The sequence below is a fragment of the Streptomyces sp. NBC_00162 genome, assembly GCF_024611995.1.
Taxonomy (GTDB): domain Bacteria; phylum Actinomycetota; class Actinomycetes; order Streptomycetales; family Streptomycetaceae; genus Streptomyces.
Genome location: NZ_CP102509.1, coordinates 3107490 through 3123114 on the forward strand (window position 1 = coordinate 3107490; position 15625 = coordinate 3123114).

The 15625-nt window shown below is 72.0% G+C and carries 12 protein-coding genes; 2 read left to right on the plus strand and 10 right to left on the minus strand.

Translation table 11 applies throughout. The annotated features are described in order from the left end of the window. The first annotated feature begins 110 nt into the window (after positions 1–110). Complete coding sequence (locus JIW86_RS14235) at positions 111–1958, plus strand: protein kinase domain-containing protein (RefSeq protein ID WP_257554043.1); 1848 nt, start codon at positions 111–113, stop codon at positions 1956–1958. 76 nt (positions 1959–2034) lie between these two features. Here JIW86_RS14235 and gatB read toward each other — a convergent pair whose 3' ends face one another. The 9 genes from gatB to JIW86_RS14280 all read right to left on the minus strand — a co-directional run bounded on the left by gatB (position 2035) and on the right by JIW86_RS14280 (position 13413). Beyond that, positions 2035–3525: an Asp-tRNA(Asn)/Glu-tRNA(Gln) amidotransferase subunit GatB gene (gene gatB / locus JIW86_RS14240; RefSeq protein WP_215140265.1), complete on the minus strand. Its 1491-nt coding sequence runs from the start codon at positions 3523–3525 to the stop codon at positions 2035–2037. Between the two features lie 38 nt (positions 3526–3563). Continuing rightward, positions 3564–3809: a hypothetical protein gene (locus JIW86_RS14245; RefSeq protein ID WP_030010588.1), complete on the minus strand. Its 246-nt coding sequence runs from the start codon at positions 3807–3809 to the stop codon at positions 3564–3566. Further along, entirely contained in the window at positions 3806–5299 is a 1494-nt protein-coding gene (gene gatA, locus JIW86_RS14250) for an Asp-tRNA(Asn)/Glu-tRNA(Gln) amidotransferase subunit GatA (protein ID WP_257554044.1), read from the minus strand. Before gatA ends, JIW86_RS14245 begins: the two co-directional genes overlap by 4 nt. Positions 5300–5304: 5 nt before the next feature. After that, complete coding sequence (gene gatC / locus JIW86_RS14255) at positions 5305–5601, minus strand: Asp-tRNA(Asn)/Glu-tRNA(Gln) amidotransferase subunit GatC (RefSeq protein WP_030010586.1); 297 nt, start codon at positions 5599–5601, stop codon at positions 5305–5307. Positions 5602–5793: 192 nt separating this feature from the next. Then, on the minus strand, positions 5794–7902 hold the full coding sequence (locus JIW86_RS14260) for a putative bifunctional diguanylate cyclase/phosphodiesterase (protein ID WP_416237679.1): 2109 nt from the start codon (positions 7900–7902) through the stop codon (positions 5794–5796). Positions 7903–8372: 470 nt separating this feature from the next. Continuing rightward, positions 8373–10592, minus strand: coding sequence for an NAD-dependent DNA ligase LigA (ligA, locus tag JIW86_RS14265; protein ID WP_257554046.1), 2220 nt, complete (start codon positions 10590–10592; stop codon positions 8373–8375). Positions 10593–10622: 30 nt separating this feature from the next. Further along, positions 10623–11606: a methionine synthase gene (locus JIW86_RS14270; RefSeq protein WP_257554047.1), complete on the minus strand. Its 984-nt coding sequence runs from the start codon at positions 11604–11606 to the stop codon at positions 10623–10625. Then, the gene (locus JIW86_RS14275; RefSeq protein WP_257554048.1) at positions 11603–12292 is read right to left on the minus strand and encodes an SDR family oxidoreductase; all 690 of its coding nucleotides are present in this window, start codon (positions 12290–12292) and stop codon (positions 11603–11605) included. The genes JIW86_RS14270 and JIW86_RS14275 overlap by 4 nt, the downstream gene beginning before the upstream one ends. 155 nt (positions 12293–12447) lie before the next feature. Continuing rightward, entirely contained in the window at positions 12448–13413 is a 966-nt protein-coding gene (locus JIW86_RS14280) for a GlxA family transcriptional regulator (RefSeq protein WP_257554049.1), read from the minus strand. Between the two features lie 103 nt (positions 13414–13516). Here JIW86_RS14280 and JIW86_RS14285 point away from each other — a divergent pair, with 103 nt between their 5' ends. After that, positions 13517–14440, plus strand: coding sequence for an NADP-dependent oxidoreductase (locus JIW86_RS14285; protein WP_257554050.1), 924 nt, complete (start codon positions 13517–13519; stop codon positions 14438–14440). Here the strand turns inward: JIW86_RS14285 and mnmA are convergent. Then, a complete protein-coding gene (gene mnmA / locus JIW86_RS14290) occupies positions 14437–15582 on the minus strand; it encodes a tRNA 2-thiouridine(34) synthase MnmA (protein WP_257554051.1) in 1146 nt (381 codons plus the stop codon). The genes JIW86_RS14285 and mnmA overlap by 4 nt on opposite strands. Positions 15583–15625: the final 43 nt, after the last annotated feature.

Consider the following 15625-nt stretch of genomic DNA (forward strand, 5'->3'; position numbering starts at 1 on the left):
GCGAGCCGGAGAAGGGATCGTCACCCTAAAGGGATGACCATTTCCATTGACCCCGCGCGTCCGGCGGCTCGAAGCTGATCCCCACTCACATCATTGGCGCTGGGGGGAAATTGACCAGCCAGAACCTGCACATCGGGCCGGACGCGGCGGCAGACCGTTACCGGTTGCTCCGGTCCATCGGGCGCGGCGGGGAGGCCGTGCTCTATCTCGCGGAGATCGAGCTCGCCGGGGGATCCGAACCCGTCGTCGTCAAGGTGCTCGACTCCAAGACGACCATCACGCCCGACATCTTCGACCGGATCAGCCGGAAGTGGAACGAGCAGGCGGAACTGCTGCGCTTCGTCCACCGGCCCGGAGTGGTCGGCGTACGGGAGCACTTCGAGGGCCCGCCGATCCACCGGCCCGGCGAGTCGTCGACCCTGACCGGTCGGGCGCTCGTCCTCGTCATGAACCACGTCGACGGGCTCGACCTGCGCGACTGGCGGGCCGAGCGGACGCTCGCCACCGCCGCCGAGCGGCGCGAGGTCATGCGCACGCTGGAACAGCTGGCCGACGTACTGGACTGGCTGCACTCGGGGAAGGCCACCCCGTCCGGGCGCCAGGTGATCCACGGCGACCTCTCCCCGGGCAACGTGATGGTCGACGAGCACGGGCAGGCCACCCTGGTGGACTTCGGCCTGAGCAAGCTGACCGCCGACCACCAGACGGCCGAGGTCTGGTTCACCCCCGGGTACGCGGCTCCCGAGGTCTTCGACGGGAAGCGGACACCGGGCACGGACCGGTACGCCTTCGGAGCCATCGCGTACTTCCTGCTGAGCGGGGAGTCGCCGCCCAACTCGCCGGAACAGCTGGCCCGGGCGATGGCCGCGCTGCCGCAGATCGCCGTGCTGGACGCCGAGCAGCGGGCCCGGATCACCTCCGTCTACGCGGGCGATCCCACCGAGCGGCCGGTGAGCCTGGCCGGCTGGATGAAGGACGTCCGGCGCGCGGTGGTGTCCACGACCGCCTCCACCTCGCAGCGGGTGGTGGAGGACGCGGCCCCGGCGTCGGCACCGACCCCCGCCCCGACGCCGACCCCGATCCCGGCGATGCCGGTGGCGCCGCCCCAGCCCGCGACCCCGCCGGCGGCGGCGGTCCACACGCCGGCATACGTCCCGGCCGCACAGCCGGAACCGGAGCCGGAGCCGGAGACCCAGCCGCAGCGGCAGGCGCAGCCGCAGCCCGCTCCCGTGCCCGCCGGGTACGGGCCGACGTACCCCTTGCAGGCGACCCCGCCCCCGGAGCCGGGGAAGAAGCGCCGGACCGGGCGGGTGCTGGGCAGCGTCGCCGCCGTCGTGGTCCTCGCCGCGCTCGCCGTGCTCGGCGTACAGCTGCTGCAGGAGAAGGACGACAAGCGAACGGGCCAGACCGCGAGCGACAAGCCCAGCACGTCCGCCTCCGCCGATGCCGACGCCGACGCCGGAGCGGAGACACCGAGCCCGACGCCCACGCCGTCGGACACCGGGAGCGCGGACACGACGGCCGAGCCGACCGCCAGTGGCTCCGAGCCCGCGGGCATCGCGCCGGACATCAAGGCCGCCGATCTGACCGTCATGAACCCCGTGAACGGGCTGGGCGAGTTCACGGTCGGAGCGGCGAAGATCAACACCAAGCAGTACGGCGCGGCGTTCATCGCCGACCTGGGCTGCAACGGCGATGCGACCGCGGAGTTCGACCTCAACCGCGAGTGGAAGTACCTGGACTTCACGGCCGGAGTCGACGACGGCTCCAGCCGGGAGCAGGGCCGGGTCAGCATCTCGCTCGACGGCCAGCCGGCCGCCTTCTCCGAACTCGTCGCGCTCGGCAAGCCGATCACCAAGCGGGTGGAGGTGAACGGCGCCCTGCGCCTGCGCATCAAGGTGGACGCGGGGTGCGAGATGGGCAAGGTGGTCATCGCCGCCCCGCAGCTCACCCGCTGAACCCCGTAGTCCCGTACGCGAAAAGGGCGGCCCCGCACCGGAATGCCGGTGCGGGGCCGCCCTTCGCGTACGGGGTCTACTCGGAGACGCCCAGGCGCTCCAGGATGAGCTCCTTGACGCGCGCCGCGTCGGCCTGGCCGCGGGTGGTCTTCATGACCGCTCCGACCAGGGCGCCGACGGCCGCGATCTTGCCGCCGCGGATCTTGTCGGCGATGGCCGCGTTGCCCGCGATGGCCTCGTCCACGGCCGCGCCGAGCGCGCCCTCGTCCGAGACGACCTTCAGGCCGCGCTTCTCGACGACCTCGTCCGGGGTGCCCTCGCCGGCGAGTACGCCTTCGAGGACCTGGCGGGCCAGCTTGTCGTTCAGCTCGCCCGCGGCGACCAGCGCCGCGACCCGGGCGACCTGCGCCGGGGTGATCGGCAGCTCGTCGACGACGACGCCCTGCTCGTTGGCGTTGCGGGCCAGCTCGCCCATCCACCACTTGCGCGCGGCGGCCGAGTCGGCGCCCGCCTCGGTCGTGGCGACGATGGAGTCCACCGCGCCCGCGTTGAGGATCGACTGCATGTCGTGCTCGGTGACGCCCCACTCCTCGCGGAGCCGGTTGCGGCGCACGCGCGGCATCTCGGGCAGACCGGCGCGCAGCTCCTCGACCCAGTCGCGGGCCGGGGCCACGGGGACCAGGTCGGGCTCCGGGAAGTACCGGTAGTCCTCGGCGTTGTCCTTGATGCGGCCGGCCGTGGTGGAGCCGTCCTCCTCGTGGAAGTGCCGGGTCTCCTGCACGATCGTGCCGCCGCCGGTCAGGACGGCCGCGTGGCGCTGGATCTCGAAGCGGGCCGCGCGCTCGACGGAGCGCAGCGAGTTGACGTTCTTCGTCTCGCTGCGGGTGCCGAACTCGGACTCGGGGGTCGGGCGCAGCGACAGGTTCACGTCGCAGCGCATCTGGCCCTTGTCCATGCGGGCCTCGGAGACGCCGAGCGCCTTGATGACCTCGCGCAGCTCCGCGACGTACGCCTTGGCGACCTCGGGGGCCCGCTCGCCCGCGCCCTCGATGGGCTTGGTGACGATCTCGATGAGCGGGATGCCGGCGCGGTTGTAGTCCAGCAGGGAGTGGGACGCGCCGTGGATACGGCCGGTGGCGCCGCCGACGTGCAGCGACTTGCCGGTGTCCTCCTCCATGTGGGCGCGCTCGATCTCCACGCGGAAGATCTCGCCGTCCTCCAGCTGTACGTCGAGGAAGCCGTTGAAGGCGATCGGCTCGTCGTACTGGGAGGTCTGGAAGTTCTTCGGCATGTCCGGATAGAAGTAGTTCTTCCGGGCGAAGCGGCACCACTCGGCGATCTCGCAGTTCAGCGCGAGACCGATCTTGATGGCGGACTCGACGCCGATCGCGTTGACGACCGGGAGGGAGCCGGGCAGACCGAGGCAGGTGGGGCAGGTCTGCGAGTTGGGCTCGGCGCCCAGCTCGGTGGAACAGCCGCAGAACATCTTGGTCTTGGTGCCGAGCTCGACATGGACCTCAAGGCCCATGACGGGGTCGAACGAGGCGAGAGCGTCCTCGTACGACATCAGTTCGGTGTAGGTGCTCACGGTGAAACTTTTCCCTCTCAGCCCAGCAGGACGTCGTCGTCGCCCAGGCGCTTCAGCTCGCGGTACAGGATCGCGAGGCCGGTGACGATGGCGGCGGCGGACACGGCGGCGTCGACCAGCTTCAGCACGTCGTGCTCGCTGCGGGCCTTCTTGACCTGCTTGATCACGCTGATCGCGCCGAAGGCGGTGGTGCCGATCGACAGGTAGGTGCCGGTCTTGGACTTCTTGAAGCCCTTGGCCTTGGTCAGTGCACTGGTGCTCACAGCGACGGTGCCTCCTCAAGCAGCGGGTGACCCCAGCGTGCGATGAAGGCGGCCTCGACGGCCGCACCGACCTTGTAGAGACGGTCGTCCTTCATCGCCGGGGCGATGATCTGCAGACCGACCGGGAGACCGTCCTCGGGCGCCAGGCCGCAGGGGAGCGACATGGCGGAGTTGCCGGCCAGGTTGGTCGGGATGGTGCACAGGTCCGCGAGGTACATCGCCAGCGGGTCGTCGGTGCGCTCACCGATCGGGAAGGCGGTGGTCGGGGTCGTCGGGGAGACGATCACGTCGACCTGCTCGAAGGACTTCTCGAAGTCCTTGGTGATGAGCGTGCGGACCTTCTGGGCGGAGCCGTAGTACGCGTCGTAGTAGCCGGAGCTGAGCGCGTACGTGCCGAGGATGACGCGGCGCTTGACCTCGTCGCCGAAGCCGGCCTCGCGGGTCAGGGCGGTGACGTCCTCGGCGGACTTGGTGCCGTCGTCTCCGACGCGCAGGCCGTAGCGCATGGCGTCGAAACGGGCCAGGTTCGAGGAGCACTCGGACGGCGCGATCAGGTAGTACGCGGCCATCGCGAGGTCGAAGGACGGGCAGTCCAGCTCGACGATCTCGGCGCCGAGCTCCTTGAGGAGCTCCACCGACTCGTTGAAGCGCTGGACGACGCCGGCCTGGTAGCCCTCGCCGGCGAACTGCTTGACCACACCGACGCGCATGCCGGCGACGGAGCCGTTGCGGGCGGCCTCGACGACCGGCGGGACCGGGGCGTCGATGGAGGTGGAGTCGAGCGGGTCGTGGCCGGCGATGACCTCGTGGAGGAGCGCGGCGTCCAGGACCGTACGGGCGCAGGGACCGCCCTGGTCGAGGGAGGAGGAGAAGGCCACCATGCCGTAGCGGGAAACACCGCCGTACGTCGGCTTCACGCCGACGGTGCCGGTGACGGCGGCGGGCTGGCGGATGGAACCGCCGGTGTCCGTGCCGATGGCGAGGGGCGCCTGGTACGCGGCGAGCGCGGCCGCGGAGCCGCCGCCGGAGCCGCCGGGGATCCGGGTGAGGTCCCAGGGGTTGCCGGTGGGGCCGTAGGCGCTGTTCTCGGTGGAGGACCCCATGGCGAACTCGTCCATGTTGGTCTTGCCGAGGATCACGACGTCGGCTTCCTTCAGCTTGCGCGTCAGGGTGGCGTCGTAGGGCGGGATCCAGCCTTCGAGGATCTTCGAACCGACGGTGGTCGGGACCCCGACGGTGGTGAAGATGTCCTTGAGGGCGAGCGGTACGCCGGCCAGCGGGCCGAGCTTCTCGCCGGCCGCGCGCTTGGCGTCGACGGCGCGGGCCTGGGCGAGCGCGCCTTCGCGGTCGACGTGCAGGAAGGCGTGGACCTTCTCGTCGGTCGCGTCGATGCGGGCCAGGTGGGCCTCGGTGACCTCGACGGCCGTGAGCTCGCCGGAGGCGATCTTCTCGGCGGTCTGGGCTGCCGTGAGCTTGATGATGTCCGTCATGGCTGTTAGTCCTCCCCCAGGATCTGCGGCACCTTGAATCGCTGCTGCTCCTGGGCGGGAGCGCCGGAGAGCGCCTGCTCGGGGGTGAGCGAGGGACGGACCTCGTCCGCGCGCATGACGTTCGTCAGCGGCAGCGGGTGGGAGGTCGGCGGGACGTCTTGGTCGGCGACCTCGGAGACGCGGGCGACCGCGCCGATGATGTCGCCGAGCTGTCCGGCGAAGTGATCCAGCTCGTTGCTGGACAGCTCAAGGCGCGCCAGCCGAGCGAGGTGGACGACCTCCTCGCGCGTAATGCCAGGCATGCAGCGATCCTCTGGGGGTGGGTGGATGTTTGGGTTTCGGACCCAATCCTATGGGGCCCGGCCCCCCACCCACGAAACGGTTTGCGGTCGTGCCGGTACGGGGCCGGGCCCGAGCCCGCTGCACGGGGCCTCCCGGGCTCCGCCCGGACCCGCGGGTCCGGGGGCGGAGCCCCCGCAACGGCGGCGCAGGGGTCAGACGGCGTCGGCCTCGGCGGCCGCGAGCTCGGCCGAGATGTCGGCCGGGCGGCGCCAGCCGCGCTCGCCCCGGGCGAGGAGCCAGGCGGTGGCCTCCTGCGGCGGCATGGCGGCGGCGACCAGCCACCCCTGCACCGCGTCGCAGCCCAGGTCCCGCAGCCGCTCCCACGTCTCGTCGTCCTCCACGCCCTCGGCGACCACGAGCAGGCCCAGCGAGTGGGCGAGATCGACGGTGCAGCGGACGATCTCCGCGTCCTGCGCATCCACGGCAAGCCGGCCCACGAACGACCGGTCGATCTTCAGCTCGCTGACCGGCAGCCGGCGCAGGTGGACCAGTGAGGAGTACCCGGTCCCGAAGTCGTCCAGGGACATCTTCACGCCGTGGCCGGTGAGCCCGGCCATGGTGTCCGCCGCCCGCTGCGGGTCCTCGAGCAGCACGTGTTCCGTTATCTCCAGCTGGAGGCCGCTCGCCGGGACCCCGTGCCGGGCCAGCCGCGCGGCCACCGCTCCCGCGAAGCCGGGGGTGTGGACGTCGCGCGGCGAGACGTTGACGGCCACCGGCACCTTCAGGCCCTGGGCCCGCCACCGCGCGACCTGCGCGAGGGCCGTCTCCAGGACGTACTCCGTCAGGTGCGGCATCAGCCCGGAGGTCTCGGCGATCGCGATGAACTCGTCCGGGGACACCCGCCCGCGTTCCGGATGGACCCAGCGCACCAGGGCCTCGAGCCCGGCCACCTGCCCGTCGAAGCGGACCTTCGGCTGGTAGTGGAGTTCCACTTCACCCGCGTCGAGGGCCCGGCGGAGGTCGCCGAGGAGGCCGAGCCGGTCGGGGGTGTTGCTGTCCCGCTTGGACTCGTACACCTCCACGCCCGTGCGGTCGCGCTTCGCCTGGTACATCGCCACGTCGGCGCGGCGCAGCAGCCCCTCGGCGTCCAGCGCGTGGTCGGGGAAGACGGCGAGGCCGGCGCTGGCCTCCAGGACGAGCGTGAGGCCGTCCAGGTCCAGCGGGGAGCTGAGCTCCGCGACCAGGTGGCGGGCGATCCGCTGGGCGCTGGTGGTGGAGTCGGCCACGGGCAGCAGGACGGCGAACTCGTCACCGCCGAGCCGGGCCGCCTCGGCGTCCTCGGGCAGCGCCTGGCGCAGCCGGTCGGCGATCTGGAGGAGCAGCCGGTCGCCCGCGAGGTGACCGAGGGTGTCGTTGACGGCCCGGAAGCGGTCCAGGTCGATCAGCACAAGAGCTGCCCGGGTGCCCAAACGTTCAGCCTCGTCCAGGGCGGTCCAGGCCCGCTCCAGCAGCCACTGCCGGTTCGGCAGCCCGGTCAGCGGGTCCCGAAGCTGTTCCTCGGCGCGGGCCCGGGCGATCCACAGGGTGGAGTCCAGTGCGATCAGCGGCACGGCGAACAGCGGCAGCAGGACCGGCTGCGTGACCGCGACGACGCAGATCAGCGGGGCGATCCCGAGCAGCGCGACCGCGACTAAGGCCTGCCGGAGCAGGGCCGTACGGGCGACGGTGGGCAGGCCGCCGCCGCGCGGGGTCACCGCGATCCACAGCAGGGCCCGGGTGACGAGCAGGTACGCGACCGCCACGAGGATGACCTCGGGCACCGCGTCGAGCTCCCAGCTGGTGGGCCTCCAGGGGCTCTCCACTGACGGCACGTCGCCGAAGGCCGCGAGTACGAGGGCTCCCGCGCCGATGCCGAGGATGTCCACGGAGCCGTGCAGCACACCCTGCCGCCAGCGGTGCCGGCGCGCGGCCCCGACCAGGGACACCACCGCGAGCGAGACGAGTCCCGCGGGCACCCAGCCGTAGAGGAGGAGCACGCCGAGGGTGAGCGCGGCGCCCGAACCGGTGCCGCCCCACCAGCGGTCGCGGCCCAGTGCGACGAGGTGGCCGACGATGATGCCGGTGAGCAGGGCGAGCGCCCAGCCCACCGCGCCACCGGGGAACAGTGCCTGACGGTCGCTCAGCGCGGAGGCGACCCCCGCCCCGAGCACCACGACGGCCAGGCCCACGACGGCGAGGGACAGCACGCCGCGCCGCCCGGATCCGCTCGCACCGGTGCCGGGCGGCCGGGTCTCCGGTGTCCTGGACCCCAGAACACCCATCCGGCCCGCCCGCATGGACGGGAGTTCCCCGCCGAACTCAGGTGACGGGTCGGCGCTTTCGGTGGGTTTCATGCCCGTCCCTCTCACAGCCGGCTGTGCCGATGTCACGCAATGGCCCCGATGTCATGCCATCACGGCTGGAATCGCATCCGGCTGCCGTGCACGACGGGCGCACCCCTCAACAGTAGGACGCGGGAGGGTCTCAGGGGCAGCGGTCGGCGGTGGTTGCCCGAATGCGACCCAGCCACCCTCATCAGTACGGTATCCGCCGAACGGGTGAGTTTGGACCAGGACCCCCCGGTCACCCGTCCGATGATCCGACAGGTCACCGCCCTACGACCAGCCTTGTACCAGCCGTTTACCACCGTCTGCCGCGCCTGGCGTGCGCCCGCCCGTACGGCCGCACGCCACGCATCCGTTCACCTTCTTTACTCCCCTGGAGATCTGTCCGGGCGATTGCCTTCCGGCCGTTACTCCGCTCCGCCGTCGCCGTCGCCGTCGCCGTCGCCGTCCACGGGAAGCGCCGCCTCCCGCGCCGCGTCCGGGCCCTGCTCCAGCAGTACCTCGAAGCCGGCGTCGTCGAGGATGGCGAGCTTCAACTGCACGGCCTTGTCGTACTTCGAGCCCGGGTTGTCGCCGACCACGACGAAGGAGGTCTTCTTCGAGACCGACCCGGTGACCTTGGCCCCGCGGCTCTGCAGGGCTTCCTTCGCTCCGTCCCGGGTGTGGCTCTGCAAGGTGCCGGTGACGACGACGGTCAGCCCCTCGAGCGGGCGCGGCCCCTGCTCCTCGGCGGAACCTTCCTCCTCCGTCCGGACCCCGGCCTCCCGCCACTTGCGCAGGATCTCCTGGTGCCAGTCGACGGCGAACCACTCCTTGAGGGAGGCCGCGATGATAGCGCCGACCCCGTCGGTGGCCGTCAGCTCCTCCTCCGTGGCCTGTTCGATGCGCTCGATCGACCGGAACTCGCGGGCGAGGGCCTCCGCGGCGACCGGGCCGACATGACGGATCGACAGTCCGTTGATGATGCGGGCGAGCGGACGGTCCTTGGCGGCCGCGATGTTCTCCAGCATCGCCAGGGCATTCTTCTTCGGCTCGCCCTTCTGGTTGGCGAAGACCGTGACGATCTTCTCCTCGCCCGTCTTCGGGTCCCGCTTGGGCAGCCCGCTGTCCGGGTCCAGGACGTACGCCTTGATGGGCAGCAGGTCCTCGATGGTCAGGCCGAAGAGGTCGCCCTCGTCCAGCAGCGGCGGCCGGGCGGGCTCCAGGGGGGCGGTCAGCGCGGCCGCCGCCACCATGCCGAAGTTCTCGATGTCGAGGGACTGCCGGCCGGCCAGGTAGAAGAGCCGCTCGCGCAGCTGGGCGGGGCAGGTCTGCGCGTTGGGGCACCGGACGTCGATGTCCCCCTCCTTCATCGGCCGCAGCTCCGTCCCGCACGCGGGGCACTCGGCCGGCATCACGAACTCCCGCTCGCTGCCGTCCCGCAGGTCCACCACCGGCCCGAGGATCTCGGGGATGACGTCGCCCGCCTTGCGCAGCACGACGGTGTCCCCGATGAGCACGCCCTTGGCCTTGACGACCTCCTGGTTGTGCAGGGTCGCGAACTCGACCTCCGAGCCGGCCACCGTCACCGGCTCCACCTGCGCGTACGGGGTCACGCGGCCGGTGCGGCCGACGCCGACCTTGATGTCGATCAGCTTGGTGTTGACCTCTTCGGGAGCGTACTTCCAGGCGATCGCCCAGCGCGGGGCACGCGCCGTGGACCCGAGCCGGCCCTGGAGCGCGATCTCGTCGAGCTTGACGACCACGCCGTCGATCTCGTGCTCCACGGAGTGCCGGTTCTCGCCGAAGTTCGCGATGAACTGCCGGACCTCGGCGAGCGAGGAGACGACCCTGTTGTGCCGGGCGGTCGGCAGACCCCACTCGCGCAGCAGCTCGTAGGCCTGCGACTGGCGCTCGATCGCGAAGCCCTCGCGGGCGCCGATCCCGTGCACGACCATGTGGAGCGGGCGGCTCGCGGTGACCTTCGGGTCCTTCTGGCGCAGCGAACCGGCCGCCGCATTGCGCGGGTTGGCGAAGGGCTTGCCCTCCGCCTCCACCAGCCGGGCGTTGAGCTCCTCGAACTTCTCCATCGGGAAGTACACCTCGCCGCGGATCTCGACGAGGGCCGGGATCCGGTCGCCCTCCAGCCGGTCCGGGATCTCGGCGATGGTGCGGACGTTGGGCGTGATGTCCTCGCCGGTGCGGCCGTCGCCGCGGGTGGCGGCCCGGGTCAGCCGGCCGTTCTCGTAGGTGAGGTTGACGGCGAGGCCGTCCACCTTCAGCTCGCACAGGTAGTGGTAGTCCGAGGTGTTCACGTCCCGGGCCACCCGCTCGGCCCAGGCGGCCAGTTCCTCGTCGTCGAAGGCGTTGTCGAGGGAGAGCATGCGCTCCCGGTGCTCGACGGAGGCGAAGTCCGTCTCGTACGCCCCGGCCACCTTCTGGGTGGGCGAGTCGGGCGTGCGCAGCTCCGGGTACTGCTCCTCCAGGGCCTCCAGCGAGCGCAGCAGCTTGTCGAACTCGGCGTCGCTGACGACCGGCTGGTCGTTCACGTAGTACCGGAAGCGGTGCTCCTCGACCTGCTCGGCCAGCAGCGCGTGCTGCTCACGCACCGCCGCCGGTACTGCCGTGTCCTGCTGTTCGGCTGCCATGCCGTGTCCTCCCGTGGCCCGTCTCGACCGTCACTCAGGGTTGTCGGCGAGCGACCTCGCCGCCCTGACGCAATGCGCCTGCACCGCGCGGGCGTAGGCGGGTGAAGCACCCGCCAGACCGCACGACGGGGTGACCACGACGGACTCCGCCAGAGTCCCCGGGGCCAGTCCCAGCCTGCGCCAAAGCTTCCTGACACCCATGACGCTACCGGCAGGGTCCGACAACGGGCCGTCGGTGCCCGGCACCACTCCGGCGAAGAGTTTCGTACCGCCTTCGACGGCCTCCCCGATGGTGTCGTCCTCGCGCTCGGTGAGCAACGAGAAATCGAACGACACGCCCGTGGCGCCGGCTCGCCGCAGCAGTCCGAAGGGGACCTCGGGCGCGCAGGAGTGGACGATGACCTCCCCGTCATGGACGGCGAACAGGTCCCGCAGGGTGCCCTCGACCACCTGCCGGTCGACGGCCCGGTAGGTGCGGTAGCCGCTCGCGGAGCGGACCCGGCCGAGCAGGACGGCTGTGAGCGACGGCTCGTCGAACTGCAGCACGACGTCGGCGCCGGGGATCCGCTTGCGTACGTCGGCCAGGTGCTCGCGCAGGCCCTCGGCGAGGGATCCGGCCAGGTCCCGGCAGGCGCCGGCGTCCTGGAGCATGGCCTCGCCGCCGTGCAGTTCCAGGGCGGCGGCCAGCGTCCACGGCCCGACGGCCTGGATCTTGAGCTTCCCGGTGTACCCCTGGGTGAACTCCTCCAGGGCGTCGAGGTCCTCCCCGAGCCAGGACCGGGCGCGCTTCGAGTCCCGTCCGGGGCGGTCGCTGATCCGCCAGCCGCTGGGCTCGACGTGCGCGTACATGTCGACCAGCAGCCCGAGGGAACGGCCGATCATGTCGGCGCCGGGGCCCCGGGCGGGCAGCTCGGCGAGGTACGGGAACTCCTCGAAGGAGCCCGTCACGGTCTTGGCGGCCTCGCGGGCGTCCCCGCCGGGCAGCGAACCGATGCCGGTGGCGCTCGCGCTCATCGGCCCGGCCTGATGCTCAGGTCGTTGACCTCGGCGTCGCGCGGCAGGTCGATGGCCATGACGATGGTGGTCGCCACGGACTCGGGGTCGATCCAGGCGGCGGCGTCGTACTCCTTGCCCTCCTGGGAGTGCACCTTGGCCTGCATGGGGCTGGCGGTACGCCCCGGGTACACGGAGGTGACGCGGATGCCGTTGGCCTTCTCCTCTTCCCGCAGGGAGTCGGCGAGGGCCTTGAGACCGTGCTTGGAGGCGGCGTAGGCGCTCCAGTCGGCGTGGGCGTGGAGTCCGGCGCCGGAGTTCACGAAGAGGACGTCGGCGTGCGAGGCGCGCAGGGTGGGCAGCAGCAGCCGGGTGACCTCGGCGGGGGCGATCAGGTTCACGTTGAGCTGCTGGTGCCAGGTCTTGGGGCGCAGCTCCCCCACCGGTCCGAGGTCCACGATCCCCGCGATGTGCAGCAGGGAGTCGATCCGCTCGGGGATGGCCTGCTTGGAGAAGGCCCACGAGAGCCGGTCGGGGTCGGCGAGGTCGCCGACGAGGGCCCGCGCACCGGGGTACCGCGCGATGAGCTCCTTGCCGCGTCCGGCGTCGCGGGCGAGGAGGACGAGGTCGTCGCCGCGGGCGTGCAGCCGGGCCGCGACGGCGGCGCCGATGCCGGACCCGGCACCGGTGATCAGGTGAGTAGCCATACCGCCCATGCTCGCACCCCGCCAGGCCCCGGGAGCCGCGCGGTACGCCGTCTTGATCACGCTAGGAGCGATCACGGCCGGTGCCGCCGTGGCCGTCGCCGGGTGGCCGAGCCAGGTCCGTCAGGGCGCGGCCGCGGTTTCGCTTGCCTCCGGGGTCATGCTGGCGCGGGCTGGAAGGTGCGCCGGTAGGCGATCGGGGAGATGCCGAGGGCGGAACGCATGTGCTGGCGCAGGGAGTTCGCCGAGCCGAAGCCGGCCCGGTGGGCGACCAGGTCGACCGGCAGGTCACTGGACTCCAGCAAGTGGCGGGCGATCTCGAGGCGTTGGGTGGTGAGCCACTGCACCGGGGTCATGCCGACCTCGTCGCGGAAGCGCCGGGTGAAGGTGCGCAGGCTCATCCGGGCGTGGCCGGCGAGCTCGGCCAGCGCGATCGGTTCGGCGAGGCGTTCCAGGGCCCAGGCGCGGGTGGCGGTGGTCGTGGCCACGGTGGGTTCGGGGACCGGCCGGTCGATGTACTGAGCCTGGCCGCCGTCGCGCCACGGCGGTACGACGCACAGCCGGGCCGCGCGGTTGGCCACGGCCGTGCCGTGGTCCTGGCGGATCATGTAGAGGCAGAGGTCGACGCCGGCGGCCACGCCCGCCGAGGTGAGGATGTCTCCGTCGTCGACGAAGAGCACCTCCTCGTCGAGCCGGACGCGCGGGAAGCCGCGCTGGAACTCGGGTGCGTGCAGCCAGTGCGTGGTGGCGACCCGGCCGTCGAGCAGCCCGGCGGCGGCGAGGACGTACGAGCCGGTGCACAGGGAGACCAGCCGGGTGCCGGGCCTGATCGCGGCGAGGGCGTCGACCAGGGCCTGCGGCAGGGGCGCGCCGTGCGCGAGCTCGTCCATGGAGTGCGTGGGCGTGATGATCACGGTGTCGGCCGCGGCGAGGGCTTCGGGGCCCGCCGCGACGCCGACGGTGAAGCCCGCGTCACTGGTCACGGGCTGCCCGTCGGCGGTGCAGACGGTCAGCTCGTAGAGCGGGTTCCCGGCCTCGTCCAGGGCGTTGCCGAAGACCCGGGAGGGGATCCCGAGCTCGAACGGGGGGACGCCTTCGAGGGCGAGTACGGCAATGCGGTGCATGGCCAGATTCTGTCACATGGTGGCCGGACGGCCAATACCACGGCCTCGCTCCGGAGCCGAAGCTGGTTCCACAGCAGCACGAAACGCAACTGAGGAGAAACACATGCGCGCCATCGTCGTCAGCCAGTGGGGCGGACCCGAGGTACTGACCGAGACCGAGCTGGACCGCCCGGAGCCGGGCCTGGGCGAGATCCTGGTACGGGTCCACGCGGCCGGCGTGAACCCGGTGGACTGGAAGACCCGCGAGAGCGGCGCCCTGATCCCCTGGGGGCCGGTCCCGATGGTCGGCTGGGACGTGTCGGGCACCGTCGAGGCCGTCGGACCGGGCGTGACCCTGTACCGGGCGGGCGACGAGGTCTACGGGATGCCCCGCTTCCCGCAGCAGGCCGGCGGGTACGCCGAGTACGTGACGGCCCCCGCGCGGCACTTCGCCCCCAAGCCCGCCTCGCTCGACCACGTACAGGCGGCGGCGCTGCCGCTGGCGGCCCTGACCGCCTGGCAGGCGCTGGTGGACACCGCCGGGGTGTCGGCCGGGCAGCGGGTGCTGGTGCACGCGGCGGCCGGCGGGGTCGGCCACCTGGCCGTGCAGATCGCCAAGGCCCGCGGTGCGTACGTGATCGGCACCGCGAGTGCGGGCAAGCACGCGCTGCTGCGCGACCTCGGCGCGGACGAGGTGATCGACTACCGCACCACGGCCTTCGAGGAGGCGGTCGCCGACGTGGACGTGGTGATCGACGCGATCGGCGGGGACTACACGCAGCGCTCGCTGAAGGTGATCAAGCCGGGCGGACACCTGGTGACCCTGCCGGGCCCGGACGGCATCCCGGCCGACACGGCGGGCGTGCACGCCGCCTGGGTCCTGGTGGAGCCGGACCTCGCCGGCCTGCGGGAGATCGCGGCCCTGGCCGACCAGGGCCTGCTGAAGCCCCTGGTCGACACGGTCCTGCCGCTGGAGCAGGCCGCGAAGGCCCACGAGATCGGCGAGCAGGGCCGCACCACCGGCAAGATCGTCCTGACGGTCGCCTAAGCGGAGGCGGCGGCGCCGGCCGTGGCCCGGGTGGTCGTCGCGATGGTGGCGGAGCCGACCACGCGCGTGCCGTCGTAGAGCACGATCGCCTGGCCGGGGGCCACGCCGCGGACCGGCTCGGTGAAGGAGACGCGCAGCTCGCCGTCCACGAGCTCGGCGAAGACCTCGGTCTCGCCGCCGTGGGCGCGCAGCTGGGCGGTGTAGGTGCCCGGGGCGGCGGCCGTGGATCCGCACCAGCGGGGGCGGATCGCGGTCAGGGCGGTGACGTCGAGGGCCTCGACGGGGCCGACGGTGACGGTGTTGTTCACGGGCGAGATGTCGAGGACGTAGCGCGGCTTGCCGTCGGCGGCGGGGTGGCCGATGCGCAGGCCCTTGCGCTGGCCGATGGTGAACCCGAAGGCGCCCTCGTGGGTGCCGACCTTCTCGCCGGTCGCCTCGTCGACGATGTCGCCCTCGGCCTTGCCGAGTCGGTTCGCGAGGAAGCCCTGGGTGTCGCCGTCGGCGATGAAGCAGATGTCGTGGCTGTCGGGCTTCTTGGCCACGGCCAGACCGCGCTCCTCGGCCTCGGCGCGGATCTCTTCCTTGGTGGTGAGGGTGTCGCCGAGCGGGAAGAGCGCGTGGGCGAGCTGCTTCTCGTCGAGGACGCCGAGGACGTACGACTGGTCCTTGGCCATGTCGGAGGCCCGGTGCAGCTCGCGGGAGCCGTCCTCGTTCAGGACGACGGTGGCGTAGTGACCGGTGCAGACGGCGTCGAAGCCGAGGGCGAGGGCCTTGTCGAGCAGCGCCGCGAACTTGATCTTCTCGTTGCAGCGCAGGCACGGGTTCGGGGTGCGCCCGGCCTCGTACTCGGAGATGAAGTCCTCGACCACGTCCTCGCGGAAGCGCTCGGCGAGGTCCCAGACGTAGAAGGGGATGCCGATGACGTCCGCGGCGCGGCGGGCGTCGCGGGAGTCCTCGATGGTGCAGCAGCCGCGGGCGCCGGTCCGGAAGGACTGCGGGTTCGCGGAGAGCGCGAGGTGGACGCCGGTCACGTCGTGCCCGGCTTCCACGGCGCGGGCGGCGGCGACGGCGGAGTCCACGCCGCCTGACATGGCGGCCAGGACGCGGAGTGGGCGGGCGGTGCGCGGCAGGTTCTCAGTCATAGCACCGTCCAGAGTACGGGGAACCGCGCGGGGTCACTGCGCG

Coding starts and splice junctions, on each gene's coding strand:
- JIW86_RS14260 (WP_416237679.1), bottom strand. CDS start 7,902: ATGGGTGTTCTGGGGTCCAGGACACCGGAGACCCGGCCGCCCGGCACC.
- JIW86_RS14285 (WP_257554050.1), top strand. CDS start 13,517: ATGCGCGCCATCGTCGTCAGCCAGTGGGGCGGACCCGAGGTACTGACC.
- ligA (WP_257554046.1), bottom strand. CDS start 10,592: ATGGCAGCCGAACAGCAGGACACGGCAGTACCGGCGGCGGTGCGTGAG.
- JIW86_RS14280 (WP_257554049.1), bottom strand. CDS start 13,413: ATGCACCGCATTGCCGTACTCGCCCTCGAAGGCGTCCCCCCGTTCGAG.
- gatA (WP_257554044.1), bottom strand. CDS start 5,299: ATGACGGACATCATCAAGCTCACGGCAGCCCAGACCGCCGAGAAGATC.
- mnmA (WP_257554051.1), bottom strand. CDS start 15,582: ATGACTGAGAACCTGCCGCGCACCGCCCGCCCACTCCGCGTCCTGGCC.
- JIW86_RS14270 (WP_257554047.1), bottom strand. CDS start 11,606: ATGAGCGCGAGCGCCACCGGCATCGGTTCGCTGCCCGGCGGGGACGCC.
- gatC (WP_030010586.1), bottom strand. CDS start 5,601: ATGCCTGGCATTACGCGCGAGGAGGTCGTCCACCTCGCTCGGCTGGCG.
- JIW86_RS14275 (WP_257554048.1), bottom strand. CDS start 12,292: ATGGCTACTCACCTGATCACCGGTGCCGGGTCCGGCATCGGCGCCGCC.
- gatB (WP_215140265.1), bottom strand. CDS start 3,525: ATGTCGTACGAGGACGCTCTCGCCTCGTTCGACCCCGTCATGGGCCTT.